At 71.7% G+C, this 23,210-nt stretch carries 30 protein-coding genes; 11 read left to right on the top strand and 19 right to left on the bottom strand.

Features of this window, described 5'->3' with window-relative positions; translation table 11 throughout:
• Positions 1-15: 15 nt before the first annotated feature.
• The 15 genes from I8N67_RS09950 to I8N67_RS10015 all read right to left on the bottom strand — a co-directional run bounded on the left by I8N67_RS09950 (position 16) and on the right by I8N67_RS10015 (position 8,326).
• A complete protein-coding gene (locus I8N67_RS09950) occupies positions 16-1,440 on the bottom strand; it encodes a hypothetical protein (protein WP_200302267.1) in 1,425 nt (474 codons plus the stop codon).
• A gap of 29 nt (positions 1,441-1,469) precedes the next feature.
• Complete coding sequence (locus I8N67_RS09955) at positions 1,470-1,700, bottom strand: hypothetical protein (protein WP_307835192.1); 231 nt, start codon at positions 1,698-1,700, stop codon at positions 1,470-1,472.
• Positions 1,697-2,176 carry a hypothetical protein gene (locus tag I8N67_RS09960; protein ID WP_200302269.1) on the bottom strand — a complete coding sequence of 160 codons (480 nt, stop codon included), beginning with the start codon at positions 2,174-2,176 and terminating at the stop codon, positions 1,697-1,699. The genes I8N67_RS09955 and I8N67_RS09960 overlap by 4 nt, the downstream gene beginning before the upstream one ends.
• 204 nt (positions 2,177-2,380) lie before the next feature.
• Positions 2,381-2,923, bottom strand: a complete 543-nt coding sequence (locus tag I8N67_RS09965) for a hypothetical protein (RefSeq protein ID WP_200302271.1) — start codon at positions 2,921-2,923, stop codon at positions 2,381-2,383.
• Positions 2,920-3,138: a hypothetical protein gene (locus tag I8N67_RS09970; RefSeq protein ID WP_200302273.1), complete on the bottom strand. Its 219-nt coding sequence runs from the start codon at positions 3,136-3,138 to the stop codon at positions 2,920-2,922. The genes I8N67_RS09965 and I8N67_RS09970 overlap by 4 nt, the downstream gene beginning before the upstream one ends.
• The gene (locus tag I8N67_RS09975) at positions 3,135-4,346 is read right to left on the bottom strand and encodes a hypothetical protein (protein ID WP_200302275.1); all 1,212 of its coding nucleotides are present in this window, start codon (positions 4,344-4,346) and stop codon (positions 3,135-3,137) included. The genes I8N67_RS09970 and I8N67_RS09975 overlap by 4 nt, the downstream gene beginning before the upstream one ends.
• 84 nt (positions 4,347-4,430) lie before the next feature.
• Complete coding sequence (locus I8N67_RS09980) at positions 4,431-4,709, bottom strand: hypothetical protein (protein ID WP_200302276.1); 279 nt, start codon at positions 4,707-4,709, stop codon at positions 4,431-4,433.
• Positions 4,702-4,824, bottom strand: coding sequence for a hypothetical protein (locus tag I8N67_RS43805; protein ID WP_267912698.1), 123 nt, complete (start codon positions 4,822-4,824; stop codon positions 4,702-4,704). The genes I8N67_RS09980 and I8N67_RS43805 overlap by 8 nt, the downstream gene beginning before the upstream one ends.
• Complete coding sequence (locus tag I8N67_RS09985) at positions 4,821-5,024, bottom strand: hypothetical protein (protein WP_200302278.1); 204 nt, start codon at positions 5,022-5,024, stop codon at positions 4,821-4,823. Before I8N67_RS09985 ends, I8N67_RS43805 begins: the two co-directional genes overlap by 4 nt.
• Positions 5,018-5,452 (bottom strand): hypothetical protein, encoded by a 435-nt coding sequence (locus I8N67_RS09990; RefSeq protein WP_200302280.1) that lies wholly within the window; start codon positions 5,450-5,452, stop codon positions 5,018-5,020. Before I8N67_RS09990 ends, I8N67_RS09985 begins: the two co-directional genes overlap by 7 nt.
• The gene (locus I8N67_RS09995; protein WP_200302282.1) at positions 5,449-6,021 is read right to left on the bottom strand and encodes a LuxR C-terminal-related transcriptional regulator; all 573 of its coding nucleotides are present in this window, start codon (positions 6,019-6,021) and stop codon (positions 5,449-5,451) included. Before I8N67_RS09995 ends, I8N67_RS09990 begins: the two co-directional genes overlap by 4 nt.
• Positions 6,018-6,665: a hypothetical protein gene (locus I8N67_RS10000; protein WP_200302284.1), complete on the bottom strand. Its 648-nt coding sequence runs from the start codon at positions 6,663-6,665 to the stop codon at positions 6,018-6,020. Before I8N67_RS10000 ends, I8N67_RS09995 begins: the two co-directional genes overlap by 4 nt.
• Positions 6,662-7,828 (bottom strand): hypothetical protein, encoded by a 1,167-nt coding sequence (locus I8N67_RS10005; protein ID WP_200302286.1) that lies wholly within the window; start codon positions 7,826-7,828, stop codon positions 6,662-6,664. Before I8N67_RS10005 ends, I8N67_RS10000 begins: the two co-directional genes overlap by 4 nt.
• A gap of 88 nt (positions 7,829-7,916) precedes the next feature.
• A complete protein-coding gene (locus I8N67_RS10010) occupies positions 7,917-8,105 on the bottom strand; it encodes a hypothetical protein (RefSeq protein WP_200302288.1) in 189 nt (62 codons plus the stop codon).
• Positions 8,102-8,326, bottom strand: a complete 225-nt coding sequence (locus tag I8N67_RS10015) for a helix-turn-helix domain-containing protein (RefSeq protein WP_200302290.1) — start codon at positions 8,324-8,326, stop codon at positions 8,102-8,104. Before I8N67_RS10015 ends, I8N67_RS10010 begins: the two co-directional genes overlap by 4 nt.
• Positions 8,327-8,499: 173 nt before the next feature.
• Between I8N67_RS10015 and I8N67_RS10020 the strand changes: the two genes are divergently transcribed.
• Together I8N67_RS10020 and I8N67_RS10025 are read left to right on the top strand one after the other, a co-directional pair.
• Positions 8,500-9,336: a helix-turn-helix domain-containing protein gene (locus I8N67_RS10020; protein WP_200302292.1), complete on the top strand. Its 837-nt coding sequence runs from the start codon at positions 8,500-8,502 to the stop codon at positions 9,334-9,336.
• Between the two features lie 195 nt (positions 9,337-9,531).
• On the top strand, positions 9,532-10,050 hold the full coding sequence (locus tag I8N67_RS10025) for a hypothetical protein (RefSeq protein ID WP_200302294.1): 519 nt from the start codon (positions 9,532-9,534) through the stop codon (positions 10,048-10,050).
• A 2-nt stretch (positions 10,051-10,052) separates the two neighbouring features.
• On the opposite strand, the gene I8N67_RS10030 is transcribed toward I8N67_RS10025, so the two are convergent.
• Positions 10,053-11,585 (bottom strand): recombinase family protein, encoded by a 1,533-nt coding sequence (locus I8N67_RS10030; RefSeq protein WP_200302296.1) that lies wholly within the window; start codon positions 11,583-11,585, stop codon positions 10,053-10,055.
• A gap of 301 nt (positions 11,586-11,886) precedes the next feature.
• Here I8N67_RS10030 and I8N67_RS10035 point away from each other — a divergent pair, with 301 nt between their 5' ends.
• The 4 genes from I8N67_RS10035 to I8N67_RS10050 all read left to right on the top strand — a co-directional run bounded on the left by I8N67_RS10035 (position 11,887) and on the right by I8N67_RS10050 (position 17,085).
• Positions 11,887-12,531 (top strand): HNH endonuclease family protein, encoded by a 645-nt coding sequence (locus I8N67_RS10035; RefSeq protein ID WP_200302298.1) that lies wholly within the window; start codon positions 11,887-11,889, stop codon positions 12,529-12,531.
• A 98-nt stretch (positions 12,532-12,629) separates the two neighbouring features.
• The gene (locus I8N67_RS10040) at positions 12,630-14,288 is read left to right on the top strand and encodes an alkaline phosphatase D family protein (RefSeq protein WP_200302299.1); all 1,659 of its coding nucleotides are present in this window, start codon (positions 12,630-12,632) and stop codon (positions 14,286-14,288) included.
• Between the two features lie 197 nt (positions 14,289-14,485).
• Positions 14,486-16,543 (top strand): FAD/NAD(P)-binding protein, encoded by a 2,058-nt coding sequence (locus I8N67_RS10045; protein ID WP_234045387.1) that lies wholly within the window; start codon positions 14,486-14,488, stop codon positions 16,541-16,543.
• Positions 16,544-16,629: 86 nt separating this feature from the next.
• Complete coding sequence (locus I8N67_RS10050; protein ID WP_200302301.1) at positions 16,630-17,085, top strand: DoxX family protein; 456 nt, start codon at positions 16,630-16,632, stop codon at positions 17,083-17,085.
• A 69-nt stretch (positions 17,086-17,154) separates the two neighbouring features.
• Here the strand turns inward: I8N67_RS10050 and I8N67_RS10055 are convergent, their stop codons facing one another.
• Positions 17,155-17,739 (bottom strand): superoxide dismutase family protein, encoded by a 585-nt coding sequence (locus I8N67_RS10055; protein ID WP_200302303.1) that lies wholly within the window; start codon positions 17,737-17,739, stop codon positions 17,155-17,157.
• A gap of 200 nt (positions 17,740-17,939) precedes the next feature.
• Between I8N67_RS10055 and I8N67_RS10060 the strand changes: the two genes are divergently transcribed.
• Complete coding sequence (locus tag I8N67_RS10060; protein ID WP_200302305.1) at positions 17,940-18,551, top strand: DedA family protein; 612 nt, start codon at positions 17,940-17,942, stop codon at positions 18,549-18,551.
• Positions 18,552-18,709: 158 nt separating this feature from the next.
• On the opposite strand, the gene I8N67_RS10065 is transcribed toward I8N67_RS10060, so the two are convergent.
• Entirely contained in the window at positions 18,710-18,928 is a 219-nt protein-coding gene (locus I8N67_RS10065) for a DUF2277 domain-containing protein (protein ID WP_200302307.1), read from the bottom strand.
• A gap of 191 nt (positions 18,929-19,119) precedes the next feature.
• On the opposite strand from I8N67_RS10065, the gene I8N67_RS10070 reads away from it, so the two are divergent.
• Positions 19,120-20,040: a ketopantoate reductase family protein gene (locus tag I8N67_RS10070; protein ID WP_200302309.1), complete on the top strand. Its 921-nt coding sequence runs from the start codon at positions 19,120-19,122 to the stop codon at positions 20,038-20,040.
• Between the two features lie 27 nt (positions 20,041-20,067).
• On the opposite strand, the gene I8N67_RS10075 is transcribed toward I8N67_RS10070, so the two are convergent.
• Entirely contained in the window at positions 20,068-20,997 is a 930-nt protein-coding gene (locus I8N67_RS10075) for a LysR family transcriptional regulator (protein WP_200302311.1), read from the bottom strand.
• Between the two features lie 207 nt (positions 20,998-21,204).
• On the opposite strand from I8N67_RS10075, the gene I8N67_RS10080 reads away from it, so the two are divergent.
• From I8N67_RS10080 to I8N67_RS44165, 3 genes are all read left to right on the top strand, one after another.
• Positions 21,205-21,894, top strand: coding sequence for a DUF4232 domain-containing protein (locus tag I8N67_RS10080; RefSeq protein WP_200302312.1), 690 nt, complete (start codon positions 21,205-21,207; stop codon positions 21,892-21,894).
• A gap of 138 nt (positions 21,895-22,032) precedes the next feature.
• On the top strand, positions 22,033-22,362 hold the full coding sequence (locus I8N67_RS10085) for a DUF8825 domain-containing protein (RefSeq protein ID WP_200302315.1): 330 nt from the start codon (positions 22,033-22,035) through the stop codon (positions 22,360-22,362).
• A 635-nt stretch (positions 22,363-22,997) separates the two neighbouring features.
• Positions 22,998-23,210, top strand: a 213-nt coding sequence (locus tag I8N67_RS44165; RefSeq protein ID WP_200302317.1) for a helix-turn-helix domain-containing protein, incomplete at its 3' end; no start/stop codon positions are given.

The raw sequence follows: 23,210 nt of genomic DNA on the forward strand, positions 1-23,210 counted from the left end.
GGGTGTCCTCTCGGGTCAGGCGGTGTCGGTGAGGGGGTGGTGGCAGAGGCGGCAGGTGGTGTGTCTCAGGGGTGGCCGGTAGGGGGCTGAGCAGCCGGGGCAGTGCTGCAGGGCGGTGGCGGCCGTGGTGGGCGGTGGGTGTCCGCGGGCGTGGCCGGGGGCTCGCCGGGGCGGGAGTGCGGCGCAGGCCTTGCAGGGGGTGCCTGTGTGGCGGATGAGTCCGTCGACGCAGTCGGTGAGGCCGCAGGGCGAGGGCCAGTTGGCGAGGGCGACGCCGAGGAGCCACCGGCCGGGATCGCCGAGGTTGGCGGCGGCGGTGCGTTGGCGGCGGTGGAGGATCTGGTCGTGGAGGTCGTCGGGGTGGGCCTGGGCGTCGAGCTGGCGGCCGATCTCCCGGGCGGCGGCACGGAGCACGAACGGGCTGATGCGGGGCAGGAGGTCGGCGACGGGGGCGAGGACGTCCCAGACGCGCGGTGAGAGGCTCAGCGAGGGCCCGCCGTACGGGCGTTGGGCCGCACCCTCGGCCGTGACAATTCCGCGGCTTTTCGGGTTACCGAAGGTATCCACAGGGGTGGCGGCCCACTTACGGTCACCTCGCCTACGGCGGACACCCCCACCGGGGGGCGCATCGTTGTTCTCAAGGTCAGTCAGTGCATGGTCTTCCTTATACGCGGGGGCCCCGCACTCAGCACCGGGAGCCGCCCCGCACTCAGCACCGGGAGTCGACGGAGCGGGTGTTCCGGGCGGGGGCGGCGTGCCGTCGGGCTGGTCGACCAGGTGCACGGGGTCGTCGTGGACGGTGATCTGGTGGCGGGCGCGGTAGCCGGCCCGCTTGTCCTGGGTGATCCACCCGGCGTCCTCGAGTTCGTCGAGGAGGAGGGACGCGGTGCGCTCGTGCAGGGGTTCGCCGGCGTGCTTGCCGCCGTGGTGGCGCAGCGCCTGGCCGATCTCGGCGAGGGTGAGGTCGCGGTGCTCGACGTGGGTGGTGTAGCGCAGGAGGAGGTACAGGCGGTGCAGGGTGCCGCGCAGGGTGTCAGCGGCCCGCACGGGCGCGTCGATGTACCGCTCGCCGGCGTCCAGGGGCCGGGTGGTGCGTTCGTTCGTACGGCCCTTGCCGGTGACCCGGTGGGAGCGCTGGCGGCGGGTGGCCTCTTCCACGCCGTCGGTCGGAGCCGGCTTCGACAGACGCCCGAGGCCCTTCTCCACCGCCGACGTGCTCAGGCCGGTGTACTCCGCGAGCTTGGCCACCGAGGCCTCGCACATGCGGCCCCGGGAGAGCGCTTTGACCTTGCCGTAGACCTTCGTGTCGGCGTCCGCGTAGGAGACGGTGTCGACGACCAACCGCAGGGGGTAGCGCACCCACTGCCCGCGCCCCACGCCACCGGCCCCGCCACGGGTGTGGCGGGGCTCGGCAGCGGGAGACGCGGGCAGACGGGTCATCGCTCAGATGCCGTCCGGGCTGCAGGGGGTCAAGGCGGGGACTCCTCGTCGGGGTGGGGCACGGTGTAGGTGGCGCCGCACGGGGCGGTGCGTACACCGGGGCCGGTGTGACGGTGGTGCTGGCCGCAGCCGGTCGCGCAGTGCACGGAGTACTCGGTGCGGCCGGAGGTGGTGATCGGCGTGGTCGGCACGGCGGCCGGACCGCCGTACGCGGCGGGGTCGTCGGGCAGTAACGCCATCTGCCCGTCGAGGCCGCTCACCGTGGCTCGCCCGTATGGGGAGGCTCCTCGCGCCGCGCGGGCACGGTGAGGGTGATCGGCCGCGCCAGGTGGGTCTTCGGCCGGCCCTGGCCCTCGCCCGGCGGCCGCCACAACAGCCCCGCCCGCTGCAGGCCTTTCAGCGCCATCTGTGCCTTCTCGCGGGACAGGCCGGTCAGTGCCATCAGCCGGTCGCTGCGCTGGACGCCGTCCTCGGGCAGCTGGCCGCCCACACCCGCGAAGTGGGCCAGGACCAGGGCTACCAGGCGCTCCGCGGACGGCACGTACGTCCCGCCGGACAGGACCTCCGATTCCCAGCGCGTCCGGTCGTACGCCACCGCGGGCGGCGTGTCGTCGACGCCGGCGGCCGGGGCCAGGCAGGCCGGGGCGGCCGCGGCCACCAGGGGCGCGCCACAGCGGCGGGTGGCCGCGCCCGCGGCCAGGTCGGCCGGGGTCACGTGTCTGTTCTGCTCGGTCATGCAGACCTCATTTCGGGGGTGCCGGTATCGCGTACGCGGGGTGTGGGGCTGTCGTGGCCGGCCATGGCCCACGGGCTGTGCCGGTCGCACAGCCAGCCGGCCGGGTGGCGGATCTGCATGCGGTCCTCCGCAGCCAGTGGTCGGCCAGTGGCCGAAGGGGTGGCCGCCCGCCCCGGGGAGAGGGCCGGGGCGGGCGGCCGGTCTTCATGCCGCGTGCGAGCAGGGCCGTACGCGGGTCTGGACCTCGTACGCCTGGCCCGGGACCAGGTCGCCGCGGGTGACGGCCTGGTGGTAGGCGGCGGCGAAGGAACGGACGGCGATGTCGACGACGTACGGGATCTGCAGGCCGATCCGCGCCAGCCGCATCAAGTCCCGCACCAGCCACGGGCGGCCGGACAGATCCACCTGCAGCCAGGGACTGCGCGCCCCTGGCATCCGGAACAGCCGCGCCACCCCGGCCACATGACCGGACGACTCAGCCGGTACAGCCACCCCGGCAGCCACCCCAGCCGCCGGCAGCCGCTCCTCGGCCACCGGCTGAGACCCGACAGCCACCGGCGGCCGCTGGTCGGCCACCTCAGCCACCTGCACGGGCGCGGCGGCGGCCACCGGCTGAGGCCGTGGCTGTGCGAGCAGCCGGGTGGCCGCGTGTCGGCTGATTCCCAGCTCCTGGCCGATCCGGCGCGCGCCGTAGCCGTGCTCCGCCTTCAGCCGGTGCACCTCGGCGTGCCGCTCCTGCTCGGTCATGACGTCCTCCCCCAGGTCTCGATGTCCGGCTCGTCCTCGTCGACGGGCACGCCCGGCTCGGCCGGGCACAGGCGGTCGCAGCCGGGGCACGTCCAGCTCACGCAGTGGTCCTGCGCCTCGTGCCAGGCACCACCGCAGTTGCAGGCCGACGTGTCCCCCTCGTCCGGGGACCGGCGCAGCGGCTCACTCCCGGCGTGCTGGCCGACGGCGCTCACTCGTCATCCCAAACGTCGTAGTCGTCGCCGGTGTCGTCGTAGTCGTAGCCGTCCTGGTCGTCCTCGCGCGGGTCGGGAAGGATCTGCAGGGGCACGACGACCGCCAGCTGCACGCCGGTGGCCTGGATCTGGTTCTCCTTCGGCAGCGTGAGCACCATCTCGCCGGGCAGGCCGAACGCGGGCTTCACGAACCGCTCGGTGAGCTGGTCCAACTCCGAGCGCAGGGTGTGGAACCCCATCGCGTGGTCGGCGGCCGCCTCCTGGTCCTCGTACAGGCCGGCGAGGTGGACGTCGGTGACCTTCGCGCCGACGGTGAGGACCGCGTGCAGCTGCTCGGGCAGCTTGGGGCACTCGTGCGGCGGCTCGACGTGGTCGGCGTCCGGGCTGTGTGCGCCGCCGTGTCCGGACGGCCGGGCGCAGTCGGCGTGCTCAGGCATCACTCCGGGCGCACCGCAGGGCGGCAGAGGCTTGTCGGAGCGCAGCCGGGCGAGGGCGAGTTCGGGCTCACCGCGTTCGAGGTACTGCTCGGCCTGGCCGATCGCGGCCGCCAGAGTCTTCACCGCCAGCTTGTCCCAGGCCGTAACGCGCCGGCTCTCACGCCGGGCGGGGGTGCCGTGCACGACCTCGCCGTCCCGGACCACGGTCAGGCGCCGCGGCCCGGCCTCGAACCACAAGTCGTAGACGGGGCAGTCGACGGCCTCGACCGCGAAGCAGCCGACCATGGACTCGGCGTGCTCGGTACCCTCGGGCAGGCTGTGCGCGAGGAGCATCATGCTCAGCAGGCCGTCCCCGGCATCCCCGACGACGTACGTCTCCCCGAACGCCGGGATCAGAGGCACGTCACCCACTGCGTTGTGGTGGACGTGGACCAGGTCGCCCGGGCGGCACGGGTACCAGGGCGCGGACTCCAGATCCTGCCCGGCCGACATCAGCACGCTCAGCTCACCGAGCAAGTCACGGTTGCGCTTGGCGGCCTCGGCCTGGGCGAGCGGCGAGGTGACGGTCTCCTCGCGGGGGCGGCCGTACAGGGCGGTGAAGACCCGCTCGGCGACTCCTGCCGGGGTGCCGGTCCAGGTGTTCACCGAGGCCCGGGCGGACAGCGGGAACGTCTCCGTCAGCTGGACGTTCAGGAACGCCGGCGTCGAGCCGGGGATGAGACGCTCGATGGCGCCGGTGATGATCTGCAGGCGTGGGTCGTCGCGACGCAACGGTGTCTCCATGTCGATGTGTGGTGGGTGGCCGGTCGGGCAGGACGGGTCAGGTCACGTCCGGCCCGACCGGCGGATCAGGGGTCAGGCCTCGTCGTCGGCCTGGGCGAAGTCCGGGAGCGTGCTGCGGTGCGTGCCGCAGAGCACGCAGGTCGCAACCTCGTCGCCGGTGATCTCGTGCGCGGTGGTCCCGGGGCAGTGGCCCTCGCAGTCCAGGAGGACGCGCGCCGGGTCGTCGTGGAAGCCGGCGTACGAGGCGTCGGCGGGGTAGCTGGGCACGCCCATGTGGCGCAGCGTGACCAGCACCGGCGTCAGGACGGCGAGGACGATCAGGACGGCGGCGATCTGGGCGCTCTCACTCACGGTCAGGCTCCTTCTCCGGCGGGCGGCCGGCGTTGCTGCGGGTGTCGAGGAGGTAGGCGCCGAGGAGGAACAGCGACCAGGCGGCGACAGTGGCGATCAGCGCGATGACGATCACGCGCCCACCCCCTCGGCGGCGGGGCGGCACTCGACGGTCGCGAGCCATGGCGCGTGGCCGGCGCGGCCGCCGACGTAGGGCCACGTCACCTCCGCCCCGCTGCCCCTGGGCAGGGGGCGGCGGGCCACGGTGAACCACGCCCCGCCGTCCTGGCGGACCTCATCGCCGGGGCGGAGCGCGAGCACGGGGCGTCTCACCACGCGATCAGCCCCTGCTCGGCGGCCGCGTTGAGGGTCAGGTCGAGGGCGCGGGCGTGCTCCCACTCCGCGAGCCGGTCGGCCGGCTCCCACGGCTCTTCCAGCCCGTTCACGGACAGGTGCAGCACGGCGTCGGCGAGGACCGGCGGGGCGGCGAACGCGCCGAGGGGCAGCGGTTTGGCGTCGAGGCCGATCCGGGCCGCCCACCCGGTCAGGTGGGACCAGATCAGATCCAGCCCGGCCGGGTCCACGTCCGGGTGCCCGGCCAGCCAGGACAGGGTCAGGAACAGCTCCGGCCCCCGGCCCGGGTCCTCGGTGCGTACACCGGCTTCCAGGACGTCCGGGGTCAGGCCCGTCTCGCCCAGCATGCTGTGGACGGCGTCGCCGTAGGCCAGGTGCGGCAGCGCGAGCAGCGCGGCGGTGCCGGTCACAGGCCGTCGCCCCCGTCGATCTGCTCGGGGGTGATCCACCCGGCGGCCACCGCCAGGGCGACCGCGTGGGTGACGCTGCGCGCCTGAAGCCGGTGCACGGCGCGCTGCCGGTGGTTCTTGACCGTGTCGTACGCCAGGTGCAGACGGCCGGCCGTCTCCTCGGCCGTCTCCCCCCGCGCGGCCGCCGCCAGGGCGTTCAGCAGCGAGGCGGTCAGCGGGCAGTCGGCCTGACGCGCCGCGGTGCGGGCGGCCTCCTCCCGCCGCCCACGGCCGTCCCCGCGGGCAGCCTTGAGCTGGTGGCGCAGACGGCCGACCTCGGCGAGCAGCACCTGCCGCACGCGGTCCAGACGGCGCCCCTCACCGAGGAGATGCGTCTCCGCCTCACCGCGCGGCAGCCACACCTGGCCCGGGCCCGGGGCCCGGGGCGGCACCAGACCCCCGGTACGCAGCTGGGCGAGAACCTTGTCCGGCAGTGCCGGCGCCGGGTGAACTCCGCCCACACGCGACTGGCTGTGGGTGTCCTTCCCGGCCCGGCCCGCCACACGCGAGCTCTCGTCGACGGCGCTCACGGGGCATCGCTCCCCTCGGCCTCGGCGAGGCGGGCGACGATCCACTTCGCGGCCGCCGCCGGCGTCTTGAAGGAGTCCTGCACGCATGCCCAGGCGATCCGGCCGCGCCCTCGGCCGTAGGGGCCGTTCTCACTCGGGACGGCGGCCGCCGTCCAGTTCACCCCGCCGCGCCGGCCACGGCCGAGGGTGACCTGGCCGACCACGACGTCCGCCGTGACCCGGTCCACGCCGGGGCGGGTGACGAGGAAGTCGTGCGGCTCGGACGAGCCGGCGCGGCCCACGTTCAGCCACGGCTCCCCCGGCCACAGCCACAGTCCCGCCACACGGCGCGCGGGCTGGCCGTAGCCGAGCCACTTCGTGCTCGTCGTGGTCCGGCCGGTGTCCTCCGTGCGCTCGCCGGTGATGACCTCCGCCACCCCGCACGAGAAGCACACGATCCGCACCGTCAGCTCGTCGAAGCTGTTGCCGTGGCCGCAGAACTGGTCCTTGCACTTGTGCTCGGCCCGCTCCTCGTGCGCCAGGCTGGCCTTGTACCGCCAGGCGTCCTCACGGCGCCGGAGGTCGACCTCCCACACCGGGCGCTTGCAGGCCTCGGCGTGCGTCAGCAGCTCCCAGCCCAGATACGTGTCCTGAACCGTGCTCACCAGCCACCGCCGGGCATCGGGGCGGGGGTGATGTCCTCGGGGCGGGCGCAGTTGGAGCACAGGTTGATCAGGCCGGCGTTGGGCACCCAGTGGCAGCCGCCCTCGCAGGCCTGCTTCTCGGTGCAGCCGCAGCGGTGGCAGCGCGGCACACCGGCCTCGACGAGCCCCGGCCCGGGTTCGGCGACGGGCAGGGAGGGGGCCTGCTGGGCGGGGTCGATGGCGGCCAGCTGGTCGGCGTGCTGCAGCTCGGTGCGCGCGGCCGCCATCGCGGAGTTCGCACACCAGGGGTCGCACCACCAGCGGGGGCCGCCGTCGGTGCCGACGACGTCGACGACGATCCCGCCCCACAGTCGCGGGTCGGACTCGATGAGGTCGGCGGTCGGAGTGCCGCAGCACGGGGTGGCGCAGGCCTTCGCCGGGTGGATGACGAGGAGCTTCTCGGCGAGGTCCAGGCGCTGCTCGTCGGTGAGGGCCAGGACCTCGCTGCCACCACGGGCCGTCTTGCACCCGACGAGGGTGGACTCGCCCGTCCGGTCACCGGCGGGAACGGACACCAGGCCGTCCCACGCGATGTGCAGCGGAGCGGCGGTGGGGGCGTTGCCATCGATGGCGGTGAGGATCTCGGTGATCGTGAGGCAGTCGTCCATCTTGCGGCCCGCGCACAGCTGGCCGACCGCCTGGTAGCGGGCGTGGAACCAGTCCGCGGTCTGCCGGTCCTCGACCGCCCGGACCAACTCGGTCCGCATCTCGGCGCGGACCTGCTCGGCGGCGACCTCTGCGATCTCCTGCGCACGCTTCGGGTCGAAGAGGATGCCGGCGTCCTCCTCGGCCTGCGCGATCTCCTGCGGAGTGGCCGCGCCCTGCGACATCGCGGCGCTGATCACACCGGCGGCGGCCTGTACCGGGGCGACCTCGCAGCCGCCCTTGCAGACGAGGACTCGGGCGCCGGAGCGGTAGCGATCCTGCCCGTGAGGGGCGAGGCCACGGCGGTTGCCGCAGGCCACGCACATCGGGAACACCGGCTCGATCGCCTGGGCGACCAGCGGCGCGGGGACGTCCGGGACCACGGCAGCCTGCATGGCCGGGACATGGCGCAGCGGGATCGGTACCGGCACAGGGCCGGGCACGTGGAACCCGAACGGGCGGTGGGATGATGTGGTCAAGGTGATCCACTCCTTGATGGGTTGGGTGTGGATGTGCCGAGGGGTCGTGCTCCGGGTGAGGCCGGGGCCGGCCCCGATTTCGTGTGGGTCAGGCGGCCTTGGCGTGCGCGGCCGCCTCGTCCGTCGCCAATGCCGTAGCGGCGGGGGCGAGGATCGGGCGCAGCCTGTCGATCAGCTCCTGCGGGATACCGACCGTGGTCACGGCCCGCTGAGCCTGGCTCTGGGCGTCGGCGATCTCAGCCGGGCTGAGGATCCGGTGCCGCTCTTCGCGCGTCACGCCGCGCTTCCAGCCGTCTCATCGGCGAGTTCGCCGTCTTGGACTTCGAGGGTGGCCTTGAGCGCCGCGTAGACGGGGGACGACGGCTGCGCCTTCCCCTGTTCGATCTTGTAAATGTTCGAGGGGGTCCGCCGCACGGCGCTCGCCAGGGCGGCGACCGTCAGGCCCCGGTCCTCACGCACACGCCGGAGCTTCGCCCCGCAGATCTTCCGACTCAGCATGGAATCCAATCTATTCCATGCTTGTCCAATCACAACCCCTACCGGTGGGTAAGTTGGATTAACTTGGCACCCCTTGGGGGCATGATGAGGGAGTCTTGCCACCTAGGTGAGTCTTGACTTACCAATGACGTGCACTTTTGGAATCGATTGGAACGCGGAGGTACCCTCGGCCTATGACGGCTGACGCAGATGCGCTCATGCGCCTGGGCAACTACGTGGAACGGCGCATCGCCGAGCTGGGGCTTGAGTACGCGGCCGTCTGCCGGGCCGGCGGATTCTCCGACGAGACTCTGAGCAAGATCCGCAAAGGCGCCATCAATGCGCGCCCTGCCACGTATCACAAGCTTGGGCGTGCCCTGGCATGGTCACAAGGATCGATCGAAGCGATCCTCTCGGGGGGCGAACCTACTCCGCTCCCAACGGGCGCGGTCGTCGACGACCCTGCCGAGCCTCACACCGAACGCCCATCCGCCGCCGGCGGAGCCGAAGAAGTTCAGGCTGCAGAGGGACTCTCGCCAGGCGAGGCCCTGCGCCGCGTCGTGCGCGCCTCAGCTCGGGAGCTCGGCGTCACCGCCAATGACTTGGACGAGGTCTTCCAGGCCGTACGCGACGACTTGGAAGAGACGCCATCGGGGCGGACGGACCTGTCGGACCTGGTGCGCGTACGCCGCGCCGAGGCTGGGCTCAGCCTGGAGGCGGTGGCGGCCTCGACGGTCGACCGCAGTAGCGGCGAGCGACTGGTCGAGGCCGACTGGCTGGACCGGCTGGAACGGGCAGTGTTGAGTCCGGCAGAGCGTCCGGAGTACCCGCAACTGGACGCGCTCGCCGATGCCCTGGGCCTCGACCCGGGCATGGTGCAGGAGGCCGCCGGCGTGCAGTTCATGGACGTCCACACAGTCTGGAGCGACGACGGTCAGGTCAGGGCGGTCGTCACCGGGGAACTGGACGCCGAGGACCTGGCAAAGGTTCACCAACTCATGCGCCTGTACCGCAGATCCCCCAAGCACTGATGGCGGAAAAATATCCATAGCCCAACTGCCCCCGCACATTGGTGCAGTTGGGAGGCCTAGCCCATGCGGCGCGTGACGAAGGTGTGGCCAAAAGTAATCGCCCTGTGCATGATGGTCCCCCGCCTGGCAGCGAGGGACGCAAACCATAGGAAAGCGCTGCCCTCCAGAGGGCAGCGCCGCAGGGGGTGGACCGTAGTGTCCGACACGCCACGCAAGGAAGCGCTCTACAGGCTCGCGCTGCCCGGGGAGCTACCGGAGGGCCGCACCGTCGACATACGGGACCAGCCGGGCGGGCGGATCGAGTTCATCCTCCATCCGGACCACACCGAGCAGCCGCTGTGTGATCAGTTCGCCAGGGTCACCAACCACTGCGTGGTCCACGGGCTGTGGCGGCAGAGGTGGACCGACGACGGACGCATGAAGCGCCCGGCGCAGGGACTCCGGCTCGCTCTCCTCCGCTGGGAGACCGTGCCCGCGGAGATGATGCCCTCGGGCCGCCTGGTCGTTCCCGTCGAGGACGACGGCTGGTGCGTGCACCTGATCGACGAGCAGTACTGCACCAGACAGCTCCAGGGCGACATGAACGACCTGATGCTGCGGATCGCCGGCGACGGGCTATGGGTCCAGGTGTGGTTCCGACGCCGGCCGCTTCCGTCGGCGGCCGCGCCGGATCCGCTTCTCGCACCGCCGGTGCTCCCGATGGCGCTCACATAGCCTCAGACGGCCCGTACGCCCGGCTTCACCATCGGCTTGAAGCCGGGCTCGCCGAAGTACGACAGCGTGATCCGGCCCGGCTCTATGGCCCGCACGCCCCGCCTGCTGGCCTTGAAGAGGCGGATGGTCACGACCATGCGCAGGATCATGCGGCGCTGCGGCAGCGTGAGCACCTTGTTCCAGGCCCGGTCGACGTCGGTCCGGGGCTTGCCGAGCAGATCCCGCAGCAGCGCCGGCACGTGCGCGGACCGGGATTCTGTCCTGGCCCTGTCGATCTGGGGAGTGAGTTCGGCTTCGAGGTCGGTGAGGGAGTCGATGGACAACAGCATCCCCATGCCGTCAGGCCGTAGCGTCCTGGCCTTCCTCCGAGCGTCCTTCAGTTGGTCCTCAAGCGTCTTCAGCCGAACCCGAGCCTTGCGTGCTCTGTCGTCATCGGTGTTGTCCTCGAACGCGGCCACGGCCTCGTCGGAGGCGAGCCAGGTGATGACCGACTCTTCCACGTACGCGTCCATCCGGTCCTCACGCATCGCGACGTCGAACCGGGTCGAGCAGTTGTAGTTGGTGCGGCTGCGGACCGTGACCGACCGCAGGGGTGGTTCGTCGGGATGCTCGCCGCACAGGGCGATCCCTGTCTGGAGATGCTGCGCCTCGGGCCCGGGGGACAGCTGGCGGCCAGGGAGCGAAAGGATCTCCTGCACGGCCTGGAAGGTCTCCGCGAAGTCCTCGTCGTCACAGATGGGTGCCCACATGCCTTTGCCGGTGTCGACACCCAGGTGCCGGCGGTGCCCGATGTAGGCGGGGTTGCGCAGGATGGCGTGCAGGTGATGGCGCTGCCACGGCTTGCCCCGGTGGGTGGTCTCGCCTCGCTCGTTCAGGTCACGGCAGATGGCGGCTAGAGGTTCAGCCCCGGCAGCGCGTCGGAAAATCTCCGAGATGAGCCCGGCCCGTTCAGGGTGGGGCACTTGGTCGATCAGTTCGCCGGAGTCCGGGTCGTAGCGGCGTTTGTAGCCGTCCGGGACGGGCCCGTGGGCGCCGCCTCGTTTGGCGTTGAGGCGAGTCGTGCGCAGGTTCCGCTCGCGGATGTCGTCGGCTTCGCCTTCCGCGTTGACCGCGTCCTGGGCCGTGGCCTTGCGGTCAGCGCTCTTGGAGAGGTCGTAGACCTGTCCGTTGTAGCAGAGCAGTACGCCTGTCTCTCTGCAGACTCGGCGCAGACGTACGTACGCCTCCAGGTCTCTGTAATAGCGCGAGGCCTCGAAGGCGATGAGGATGCGGCACTCGCCGGTCTGGATGCCCTCGATCATCTCCTCGAACTCGTCGCGCTTCCTGCGCGCGTACGCAGAGGCCGAGCGGTCGACGTCCTTGAACTCGCCGACGATGGGCCAGCCGGCGTCGAGGCACAGCGTCCGGCCCTCGTCGAGCTGGGATTTGACGCTTCGGCCTTTGCGCTTGGGGTCGCGGGAGGCTCGGCCGTACAGGTAGGCGGGAAACTCCTGGCCGGGGTAGGCGAGGCGCAGGAACTCAGGCGCGATGGGCATGACGAGACGATAGCCAAGAACAGTGGCTTGTTGAACTACTCGGGCGAAGAGCTACTCCCCTTCTGCGCCGCCCATCGTACGCGAGGCTTCCGGACCACGCCCCGGACCAGGCCCTGGACCCCGCCCTGGACCGGTCCCGGACGGTTCCCGGCCCAGGCGCAGTCCAGCAATCACGGCCGCAACCCTTGTCGTGTCATGCGCACGTCACTAACTTCTCACCAGACGCACACCCGCCGGTAACACCGCGACGCGACCCTTCAATCGGTCGCCCCCAACACCCCCGGCCCCACAAGGAGTTCACATGCGCAGGTTCTACGCGCGTCGACGAGTCAGCATACTCGCGGCGCTCAGCGGATTGATAGCCTCCGTCGCGCTCTTCAACGCTCCCACCGCCTCCGCCGCGCTCCCGACCCCGGTCAGCGCCTCCACCGCCCGCTCCTACCTCGCCACCCTCACCGTGGCGACCGAGGACCGCACCGGGTACGACCGGGACCTGTTCAACCACTGGATCACCATCAGCGGCACCTGCAACACCCGCGAGACGGTCCTCAAGCGGGACGGCACGAACGTCGTCACCAGCTCCGCCTGCGCCGCCACCAGCGGCTCCTGGTACTCCCCGTACGACGGCGCCACCTGGACCGCCGCCTCCGACCTCGACATCGACCACCTGGTACCGCTGGCCGAGGCCTGGGACTCCGGCGCCGACAGCTGGAGCAGCGCCACCCGCCAGGCGTTCGCCAACGACCTGACCCGCCCGCAGCTCATCGCCGTCACGGACAACGTGAACCAGTCGAAGAGCGACCAGGACCCGGCCACGTGGATGCCCTCGGTCACGTCCTACCGCTGCACGTACGTCCGTGCCTGGGTCCAGGTGAAGTACTACTACGACCTGTCCGTCGACTCCGCCGAGAAGAGCGCGCTCACCAGCTACCTGGCGAGCTGCTGAACCCGAGCCGACCGCGCCCGAACAAAAGTGGCCCGGAACCTCCCCGTTCTCCTCCGCCGTTCCGTACCGTACGGGGCGACGGAGGAGGGTGATCACCGATGGCGGGGCTGCGCCTGGGACCACTGCTGAGATATGTGGACGGCTCGTCCGCGACCGTCTGGGTCGAGGCGAGCCGTCCGTGCACCGCCGAGGTGCGGTGCGCCGGCGGCGGGCGCGGCGAGGCCCGCACCTTCCAGATCGCCGGCCACCACTACGCCCTGATCCCGGTGACGGGACTCACGCCGGGCACGGCATCGGCGTACGAGGTCCTGCTGGACGGCACGCCGGTGTGGCCGCTGCCCGGCTCCGCCTTCCCGCCCTCCGAGATCCGCACCCCGGCCGAGGGCGACACCGTCCGGGTCGCCTTCGGCTCCTGCCGCTGGGCCGCACCGCCCGCAGGCGAACCGGACCCCGTGGGCCCGGACGCCCTGGACACCCTGGACACCCTGGCGGCCCGCCTGGCCGCCCAACCGGGGGCCGACCGCCCCGACGTACTCCTCCTCCTGGGCGACCAGGTCTACGCGGACGAGACCTCCAAGGCCACCCGCCGCTGGCTGGCCGCCCGCCGGAACCTGGCGGACCCGCCAGGGGACCAGGTGGCGGACTACGAGGAGTACACCCACCTCTATGACGAGTCCTGGCTCGACCCCGAGATCCGCTGGCTCCTCTCCACCGTGCCCAGTTGCATGATCTTCGACGATCACGACGTGATAGATGACTGGAACACCAGCGAGGCCTGGCTCGCCGACATGCGGGCCACCCCCTGGTGGCGCGAGCGGATTCTGAGCGGCCTGATGTCGTACTGGGTCCATCAGCACCTCGGCAACCTCTCCCCCGCCGAACTGGCCGCCGACCCGGTCCACTTGGCCGTTCGCGCCACCCCGGACGGTACGGACGCGCTGCGCGCCCACGCGGCCCGCGCCGACCAGGAGCCGGCCGCCGTCCGCTGGAGCTACCGGCGGGACTTCGGACGCGTACGGGTCCTGATGCTCGACACCCGGGCCGCGCGGGTCCTCGACGAGGGGAACCGGTCGATGCTGGACCCGGGCGAGGCGGAGTGGCTGCGCACCCAGGCGCTGGACGCGCGCGGCTCGTACGACCATCTGCTCATCGGCACCTCGCTGCCCTGGCTCCTGCCCCACCTCGTGCATGACGCCGAGTCCTGGAACGCGGCCCTGTGCGGGGGCGCGCGCGGGAACCGCTGGGCGCGGTTCGGGGAGCGGCTGCGGCAGCGGGCCGATCTGGAGCACTGGGCGGCCTTCCCGTCGTCCTTCGAGGCGCTGACCCGGCTGATCGCCGAGATGGGCGCGGGACCGGGCGCCCCGGCGAGCGTGCTCGTGCTCTCCGGGGACGTGCACCACGCCTATGTCGCCGAGCCGTCCTGGCCCGCCCCCGACGCCCCCGCAGCCCCCGACGCCCGCGTGCTCCAACTGACCTGCTCGCCCGTGCACAACTCGGTGCCGCGCTGGATAAAGCTCGGATTCCGCTTCGGCTGGAGCGGTACGGGGCGGGCGCTGGGCCGGTGGTTCGGGCGGCACGGCAGGGGGGAGCGGCCCTCGATCGACTGGCGCAGAACGGGCGGACCCTGGTTCGGCAACCAGCTCATGACACTGACGCTGCACGGCCGTTCGGCCCGGCTGCGGCTCGACCGGGCGCGAGCGCGGCGGGGCGGAAAGGCCCGGCTGGAGACAGTGGCCGAGTCGGCACTCACCCCCTAATACGCCCATTGCGCACGGTTGTTACCCGTGTTGTCCGGGATGCTCGTGAGGCATCCCACACGCGGTGTCCCCGAGAGGGCCCGGGACTCTGTTCCCGTGACGTACGACGGCATGATGAGGCGGACCGTCCGCTTCCCGGCGGCGGTCCGCCGCGCCGCGCCCCACGACGCCGCCCCACACGCACGGGAGTTACCCCTTTGTCCGATGTGTCAGGGATCAGTGACATAAGCGTCGCTCTCGTCGGCGCCGGCCCGCGCGGCACCAGCGTCCTGGAACGGCTCTGCGCCTGCGCCCCCGAACTGCTCCCGCCCGGTGCCCGTCTGACCGTCCATGTCGTCGATCCCGCGCCGCCGGGCCCGGGCCAGGTGTGGCGCACCGACCAGTCCCCCCACCTGCTGATGAACACCGTGGCCTGCCAGGTCACCCTCTTCACCGACGAGAGCGTGGACTGCTCGGGGCCGATACGCCCGGGGCCGAGCCTGTACGAGTGGGCGACGGGCGCTGCGGGCGCCATGAGCGGCTTGGACGCCCTCGGGCCGGACGACTATCCGACCCGGGCCCGGTACGGCCGTTACCTGGAGTGGGTCTTCGCCGAGGTGGTGCGCGGGGCGCCGCCCGGCATCCGGGTGGAGGTCCACCGCAGCCGGGCGGTCCGACTCGACGAGACCCCCGACGGCGGCCAGCGGCTCACGCTCGCCACCGGCCGCGTCCTCACCGACCTCGCCGCCGTGGTCCTCACCCAGGGCCACCTCCCGACGGTGCCGGACCAGGCGGAACGGCACCTCACCGCGTACGCCGCCCGCCACGGCCTGCGCCACTTCCCGCCCGCCAACCCGGCCGACCTCGACCTCTCCCCCATCGCCCCGGACGAACCGGTCCTCCTGCGCGGCCTCGGCCTCAACTTCTTCGACCACATGGCCCTGCTGACGACCGGCCGGGGCGGCTCCTTCGTATACGACGAGCGGGGAGGCGAGCGGGCGGGCGAGCGGAGGCGGCTGAGATACGTCCCCTCGGGGCGCGAGCCACGCCTGTACGCCGGCTCCCGGCGCGGCGTCCCGTACCAGGCGCGCGGCGACAACGCCAAGGGCCCCTACGGCCGTCACACCCCGCTCGTCCTCACCCCCGAGGTGATCGCGGGCTTCCGCAAACGCGCGGACTCCGGGGAGGCGCCAGACTTCCTCGCGGAGATATGGCCGTTGGTGGCGAAGGAGGTCGAAACGGTCTATTACGAGGGGGTGTTGGGGGCGTACGAGGAGGCGCTGACGGCGGACGAGGGGTCGCCGGTGGCGGCCGCTCCTTTGCGTGACCGCTTTCGTGACCGCTTCCGCGACCGTTTTCTCGCCGTGCCGTACCGCTCACCCCAAGAGGCCGCCGTCCTGGACGAGTTCGGGATCGGGGAGGGTGACCGCTGGTCGTGGGACCGGGTCTCGCGGCCGTATACGGGACGGGAGTTCGCGGATCCGGAGGCGTGGCGGGGCTGGCTGCTGGGGTATCTGCGGGAGGACGCCGCGCAGGCCGCGCTCGGGAATGCCGAGGGGCCGGTGAAGGCGGCGCTCGACGTGCTGCGGGACCTGCGGAACGAGCTGCGGCTGATCGTGGACCACGGCGGGCTGCCGGGCGCGTCGCGCCGGGAGCATCTGGACCGCTGGTACACCCCGCTGAACGCGTTCCTGTCCATCGGCCCGCCCCGCAGCCGTATCGAGGAGATGTCCGCGCTGATCGAGGCGGGCGTACTGACGGTGCTCGGTCCGCGCCTGGAGCTGCGGCCAGAGGGCGGGGACGGGAACGGGGAGGGGGAGGGGGAGGGGGAGGGGGAGGGGGAGGGGACCTGGCTGGCGTACTCGCCCGAGGTGCCGGGCTCGGCCGTCCGGGTGACGACGGTCGTCGAGGCCCGCCTCCCGGAACCGGATCTGCGCAGGACCGCCGACGACCTCCTCGCCGGCCTGCTGAAGACGGGCGGCTGCCGCCCGCACCGGACGAACGGTTACGAGACGGGAGGGCTGGACGTAACACCTCGGCCGTACCGGCTGATCGACCGTCGAGGCGCCGCGCACGACCGGCGGTTCGCCTTCGGGGTGCCCACCGAAGGGGTCCACTGGGTGACGGCGGCGGGCGCCCGGCCAGGAGTGGATTCAGTCACCCTTTCGGATGCGGATGCCGTGGCGCGAGCGGTTCTACGTGCGGCGACATGCGAAAAAGCTCCTCAAGCGCAGGCAAAGAGCTGGCCAGATGTTGAACTTGCAAGCATCGATTAGGTCTACCTAACGTGGATGACTCACCGGTAACAACCGTCCCCACTGGTCCCACGAGGACCGGGTTCACCACCGAAGGAGTCCCCCACATGACCGGACGCCTCAACAGCGCCCAGCCATACGTCCTCGGTCTCTTCCGCATCGTCGTCGGCCTGCTCTTCACCTGCCACGGCGCCCGCAGCCTCTTCGGCGTGCTGGGCGGCGCCGACGGCCAGGGCGGCACCGTCGCCGCCGGCACCTGGCCCGGCTGGTACGCGGCCGTCATCGAACTCGTCGGCGGCGCCCTGGTCCTCCTCGGCCTCGGCACCCGCGTCGCGGCGTTCGTCGCCTCGGGCTCCATGGCTTACGCGTACTTCAAGGTCCACCAGCCGGGTGGCCTGTTCCCGATCGAGAACGGCGGCGAGGGCGCGGCCCTCTACTGCTGGGCCATGTTCCTCCTGGTCTTCACCGGCTCCGGCGCGCTCGGCCTCGACCGGCTCTTCGGCAGGCGCCAGGCCGCGTCCGCGGACAGGACCGCCCCGAGCAAGGCACCGGTGACGGCCTGACCAGGCCCGATTCGGTCTGACTCGGCCTGACTCGGCCTGACTCGGCGAGCAGTTGGGTCGCCGGGTGTGTCATCCGCCCCCGGCGGCCCATCCGAACGGCACGGTGAAGCAGGCGACCCGTGCTCCCGAGTTCCCCGGCCGGTCATGCAGCACGACCGAGGCGGCCTCGCCCATCCGGAACCCCCACGTGTGCCTGGCCCCGGCCTTCCCCGCACCGGCCGCGTCGGCCGTGAAGTCCAGCCACACCTCGTTCTCGGCGCTGACCGCGTCCGCCGTGTGCGCCGGGTCGTGGGCCGGCCGGTGCTGGTAGTGCCCGCCCGCGTCCCCCGGCGCGGCCCCGCACGGCTTCTGATGCACATGCGCCCCGTACGCGTGCCCCGGCCGCAGACCCGTCACCCGCAACCCCACGGCCGTCGCACCACCCGCCGCCGTGTGCTGCCGCACCTCGATCCAGCCGGCCGCCGGGACGAGCTCCATGTCGTACGTCACCGCCGCCGACGGAACGAGGGCCATGGGCGGCGCGAAGCGCGCGTCGGTCCGCATCCAGTAACCGTCGGGAGAGCCGGTACCGATGCTGGTACTGGTGCTGCTACTGGTGCCGCCGGTGGCGGTGAGCAGGGCCGTTGTGAGGGCGAGGACCATGCCTGCCACCATCGCTGTCAACTCCTCGGTCGATCCCCCTGATCCCCTCCGCTCCTGCCCCACTGGTACGCCATCGGCGGGCGGCCCGCCACCGAATGAACACGATATGACAGACACATGAGCCCCTGTGAGCCGTGTGTCATACCCGGGGCGTACGCTGTTCGGCTGTCACGGGTCGCCGTGGCATCCGGGGGAAAACAGGAGAGTGCTCGGTGCTTGAGAGTCTGGGTTGGCTGGCCGCCGGCCCATGGATCTACGCCGTCGTGGCCGCGTCCATCGTCCTGGACGTGTTCCTGCCGGTCCTGCCGAGCGGTGTCCTGGTCGTCGCGGTGGCGACGGCGGCCGCGGCGGAGACGGCGGCGGGGGCGATGGCCCCCGAGGTCCCCGACATCCTGGTGCTGATGCTCTCGGCGGCGACCGCGTCCGTGCTCGGCGATCTGGTGGCGTACCGGCTGGCCTGGCGGGGCAGCGAGCGGCTCGACCGTGCGATCGCGCGCTCCCGTCGTCTGACGACCGCGCAGGAACGTCTCGGCGCCGCGCTGGCCCGGGGCGGCGGTCTCCTCGTCGTCATCGCCCGCTTCGCCCCCGCGGGCCGCTCCGTCGTCTCCCTCGGCGCCGGCGCCGCCCGGCATCGCGCCCGCGACTTCCTCCCCTGGTCCGCTCTCGCCGGTGTCGCCTGGGCGGCCTACAGCGTCGCCCTCGGCTACCTCGGCGCGCAGTGGCTCGGCCCGACCTGGCTCGCCACGGCCGTCTCTCTCGCGGCCCTCTTCGGCGCGGGCGCGGCAGCGGCATACTTCATGCGCCGCCCCCACCTGAACGCGTAACCGCCGACCAGGGGCTGCGCCCCATGCCTTCGTTTAGGGGCGCGGGGAACTGCGCGACAAGCCCCCACCGACCCGCAGCCGAAGAACCGGGGTAGCAGGGGCAGCGCCCCTGGGGATGGGACGGGTAGGGGCGGCGGGGGCGAGGAAAGCTGCTGGCCTCAGCGGCCGGCGCCCCGCACCTCCAACCCCGCCAACAACTCCGCCGTAGCAACCGTGACCGCATCGACCGCCCGGTCGAACACCTCGCGATTGTGCGCGGCGGGCGCACGAAACCCGGACACCTTCCGAACGTACTGAAGGGCGGCAGCCCGGATCTCGTCCTCAGTGGCCTCTTCGGGAAGGACCGGCGGTCGAAGGGTCTTGATGCTGCGGCACATGCCCCCAGTCTCGCAGCCCCGCGCGCACACCCCAAGGCCTCAAAAACCAAGCACCCATACCCCCAAACACCCAAGCATCCACTTGCCCCTCAGCAAGCCGACCCGAGGATTGACTACACCCTCTACCTCTTGTGATCATCACGAGGGCCGGCCGCGAAGGACAGGACGAGACCGGCGGAAACGAGGGGACCATGTCGGACGAACGCCTCACGGTGGCGGTACTGGGCCCGGGCGGAGTAGGCGGCCTGCTGGCCGCCCTACTGGCCCGCACCGGCCACAGAGTGATCTGCCTGGCCGGAGAGGAAACGGCACAGACCCTGGAGAAGACCGGCATCCAGGTGACAAGCCCCCGCTTCGGAGAGTTCACCACCCACGTGGAATCCGCCACCGAACTCCGCGAACCGGTCGACGCGGCCCTGATCACGGTGAAACACACAACGCTGGCGCCGGCCCTGCACCGCCTCCCGCCGACAGCCCTCACCCCCGAAACCCTGATCGTCCCGTTCCTGAACGGCGTGGAACACCCGGCACTTCTCCGCGCCCACTACGGCGGCACGGCCGCCCACGTCGCCCCGGCCACCATCCGCGTCGAGTCGACCCGCGTGACCCCGGGCGTCATCGAGCACGGCAGCCCCTTCGCGGAGGTCGACCTCACCGGCGACGCGGCCCCCCGCGCCCGCCTCAACTCCCTTGCCGGGGCCCTGGAATGGTCCGGCGTGACCACCCGCCTGCTGGCGGACGAGACGGCGGTGCTGTGGGCGAAGATGTCGTTCCTGGCCCCGTTCGCCCTGCTGACGACCCGCCACGGCCTGCCTCTCGGCGAGATCCGCACCCACCACCGCGAGGAACTGACGGCCCTGGTAGAGGAGACGGCGGCGGTCGGCACGGCCGCCGGCGCCCCTGTGGACCCGGCCGAGACCCTGCGCCGCTACGACGCCTTCCCGCCCGCCACGAAGTCCTCCATGCAACGCGACGCCGAGGCCGGCCGCCCCCTCGAACTGGACGCGATCGGCGGGGCGTTGCTCCGCGCGGCGGAACGACACTGCGTACGGGTCCCCGTGGCGACGAAGGTGGTGACGGAACTCCGGACGGCAGCCGGGACACCCGACTGAGCCACCGAACGCCCGCCCCCGACCCCCTCACCCCTCGGCCACCGCCCGCACCCCACCCCCCACCCGCACCGCGTGCCGCGCCACCGTGTCGGCGAAGGCGCGGGCCGGCGGGGACAGCGCCTCCCAGCGCCGTACGGCCCAGCCGACGGTGAGCGGCGGCAGGTCGGGGACCGGGACGAAGCGGAGTCCGGCGTGGCCGGGGCCGGTCCAGCCCGGGAGGGCGGGGACGACAGCCGGGCCGACGCCGAGTTCGGCGAGGAGGATCGCGGTGTCCCAGTCGGCGACCCCGGCACCGGACGAGTTGGTGGTGATGCCCAACCCCCCGTAGGCGGCGGCGAGATGGGCGTAGGAGGTGGAGTTCTCCGGCAGTCCGATGAGCCGCATCCCGGCCAGCTCCTTGCCCTCGATCCGCTCCCGCCCGGCGAGTTCGTCGTCGGCGCGTACGGCGAGCACCCAGGGCAGCTCCGCCACGGCCCGCTGTTCGATGCCGCGGACGGCGGGCCCGAGGGTCAGCCACGACAGGTCGAGGTCGCGGGCGGGGTCGGCCAGCGCGTCGACGCACCCGGCGCTGGACCGTACGGTCTGGAACTCCAGGACCACGTCCGGGTACGACCGCCGGAAGTCGACGATGCCCTGCGCCATGAAGTGCCGCACGGTGGTGCCGCCGGTGGCGATCCGTACGACACCGGCGTCGCCGCGCACCAGGTCGGCGAGCCGCCGCAGCGCGAGGTCGAGCCCGGTGATGCCCTCTGCCGCCGCATCCTGGAGCACCCGCCCGGCCCGGGTGGGCACGACCCCCCGCGCCTGCCGCTCCACCAGCCCGACCCCGACCTCCCGCTCCAGCCGCCGCACATGCTGACTCACCGCCGACTGCGTACAGCCCAGCTCACGGGCGACCGCGCTGAGGCTCCCGGCCCGGCACACGGCGACGAAGACACGGAGATCGTCGAGGGTCATGAAGCGACGATACCCAAGGGCAACCTTGGGTGACACGCGTCCCCAAACGGCCACGCCTCTGTGATCTCTTGGCGGAACCGCCCCTTCCATGCACGTGATGGGTAACAGACCTGTGCGGCAGGCGCGTTGAAGGCAGTTCGTGTCGCAAGCTCGGCTTGTCATCCGAAGTCGAGAGCGGCCGCCCACGGCCGACCACGGGGGAACACCATGAATCCTGCTGCCCGCAAGAGCCACAGAGGCTGGAAGTCCTACGCCCTCGGGGCCACGGCGGTCGCCGCGCTGCTCGCGTCCACGGCGTGCGAGCCGAGCGCGGCCGACGGCTCGGACGACGCCAAGTCCTCGGACCGGCCGAGCGCGACGAGCTCGCCGAAGCCCGGCGGCGGTTCGGGCAACGGCGGAAGCGACGACGGCGGGGACGACAACGGCGACAACGGCGACAACGGCGACAACGGCGACAGCACCACCATCGCCGCCTGCTCCGCAGACGACGTCTCGTTCTCCGCCACGAGCCAGGACGAGGAGGGCGACAGCCTCAGGCACCTCCTCCTCACCGTCACCAACGCCGGCGACAAGAAGTGCAACGTCTACCACTACCCCTACATGAAGTTCGCCGGCGCCAAGGCCCCGGTCGCCGTGATCAAGGACAGCGAGGACGAGCCCTTCGCCCTCGCTCCGGGTGAGGAGGCGTACGCCGCTCTGCTCGTCAACAGCGGCGGCATGGACACGTACGACACGGACACCATCCCCATCAGCCTCCAGGGCCCCGAACTCGGCAGCGAGGCAAGCGAGCCGACCGACGTCGACCTGCCCGGCGTGGCGGCGTTCGACGACGGCGCCCGCGTCACGTACTGGATGACGGCCTCCGGCCTCGCCCTGCGCTTCATCATGTCGTCCTGACGAACCTCGGTCCGGCAGCCACTTCCCCGCGGCCTGCTGAAGCGCTCAGCACGAGCCGTGCCCGTGCTGAGCACGAGCCGTGCCCGAATTGACTGAAGAAACTCGCATCCCAAAATCGAACAGGCGTACCATTGCCGCGTGGCCAAGACCTATGACTTCCCCAGTGACCTCCTCGCCGGCCAGGAGGAGCTGCATCAGGTCCGGGCCGAGCTCCTGGCCCTGCTGAAGCGGCTGCCCTGGTCGGTCGAACCCCTGGACGGTTTCAGCGACGCCAACGGCTGGCGCAAGGTCGAACGCCCCGCCTCCCCCGGCTGGACCCCCGACGAACAGGCGGAGGTCGAGAAGCTCCGCGAACGTGAGCGAGAGCTGGCCGTCTTCGTGAGCTGCCACCGCTTCTGGGCCGAGATCGCCACGGAGGAGAAGGTCGACGCCCGCACCTGGCTGAAGCACACCGGCGGGGAGGACTGAGACGACGAAGACCCCGGCCGTGCTCGGCCGGGGTCTTCGGTCTTCGTCCTGGTGGGCATGGACGGTTTCGAACCGCCGACATCCTGCTTGTAAGAGTAGGTTCGCAGCTTGTTGCGGTGCTGGTGGGAGGCCTGTAGTGCGCCGACCTGGGCAGCCGTCGCGCATTCGGAGTTGCTTCGCGTCGGCTCGGGTCGGTTCGCGTCGCTTCCATGCCTGTGATCCACTCCCGTCTCGCTCCCACCCGTCCGGGGTGTTCGCGCAGGTGGAGAGCGATATTGCGCGCGTCCCCCGACCGCCGGAGCAGTCGGGGGACGCTGTGTGCCGGACCCCTGTGGAGGGGGCCGCCCTGCCAGGAGGCCCGGCACGATGAGGGGGTGGGGGGTTGGCTCTATGTCTAACAGGGCTTGCCCTCGGTAGTCACTCACTCATTCGAGTGAACGTGCGTTCGATTTATGCACATTACATCTAGCCCTGCGGCATATGCCATAACGCCGCAGGGCTTTGCCGTGCCTGGCACCGCTTCGACACCCCGAACTGCATGTGCCCCGAGAGTCTCCACCCATGCCACTCTTGATCATAAAAAGCCTGATGTCACCAGGCTGACATATGATCCCGCAGGTCAGAGCCTCTGTCGAGTGCCCAGCCACCCGCCCGACACCGACCCATGGCTCCTCCGCGAACGCGAACGCATCGGCAGGTGCATCCAACGGGCCCGCCTACACCGCGACTTCACCCAGGACGCCGTCTTCCTCGCCATCCCCCTGAACCGGAGCTACTACCAGGACATCGAGGCCGGCCGAGCCAACCCCACGCTGGACACGCTCAACGCGATCGCCCGCGTCCTCGGT

This window comes from Streptomyces adelaidensis (assembly GCF_016598475.1).
GTDB classification, from domain to species: Bacteria; Actinomycetota; Actinomycetes; order Streptomycetales; family Streptomycetaceae; genus Streptomyces; species Streptomyces adelaidensis.

Bases quoted from the DNA above. Each gene is read 5' to 3' on its own strand.
- I8N67_RS09960 (WP_200302269.1), bottom strand. From the start codon at position 2,176: ATGACCGAGCAGAACAGACACGTGACCCCGGCCGACCTGGCCGCGGGC.
- I8N67_RS10030 (WP_200302296.1), bottom strand. From the start codon at position 11,585: ATGCCCATCGCGCCTGAGTTCCTGCGCCTCGCCTACCCCGGCCAGGAG.
- I8N67_RS10065 (WP_200302307.1), bottom strand. From the start codon at position 18,928: ATGTGCCGCAGCATCAAGACCCTTCGACCGCCGGTCCTTCCCGAAGAG.
- I8N67_RS10040 (WP_200302299.1), top strand. From the start codon at position 12,630: ATGGCGGGGCTGCGCCTGGGACCACTGCTGAGATATGTGGACGGCTCG.
- I8N67_RS10050 (WP_200302301.1), top strand. From the start codon at position 16,630: ATGACCGGACGCCTCAACAGCGCCCAGCCATACGTCCTCGGTCTCTTC.
- I8N67_RS10055 (WP_200302303.1), bottom strand. From the start codon at position 17,739: ATGGTGGCAGGCATGGTCCTCGCCCTCACAACGGCCCTGCTCACCGCC.
- I8N67_RS09950 (WP_200302267.1), bottom strand. From the start codon at position 1,440: ATGACCCGTCTGCCCGCGTCTCCCGCTGCCGAGCCCCGCCACACCCGT.
- I8N67_RS10035 (WP_200302298.1), top strand. From the start codon at position 11,887: ATGCGCAGGTTCTACGCGCGTCGACGAGTCAGCATACTCGCGGCGCTC.
- I8N67_RS10015 (WP_200302290.1), bottom strand. From the start codon at position 8,326: ATGCTGAGTCGGAAGATCTGCGGGGCGAAGCTCCGGCGTGTGCGTGAG.
- I8N67_RS10080 (WP_200302312.1), top strand. From the start codon at position 21,205: ATGAATCCTGCTGCCCGCAAGAGCCACAGAGGCTGGAAGTCCTACGCC.
- I8N67_RS10070 (WP_200302309.1), top strand. From the start codon at position 19,120: ATGTCGGACGAACGCCTCACGGTGGCGGTACTGGGCCCGGGCGGAGTA.
- I8N67_RS10020 (WP_200302292.1), top strand. From the start codon at position 8,500: ATGACGGCTGACGCAGATGCGCTCATGCGCCTGGGCAACTACGTGGAA.
- I8N67_RS10075 (WP_200302311.1), bottom strand. From the start codon at position 20,997: ATGACCCTCGACGATCTCCGTGTCTTCGTCGCCGTGTGCCGGGCCGGG.
- I8N67_RS09965 (WP_200302271.1), bottom strand. From the start codon at position 2,923: ATGACCGAGCAGGAGCGGCACGCCGAGGTGCACCGGCTGAAGGCGGAG.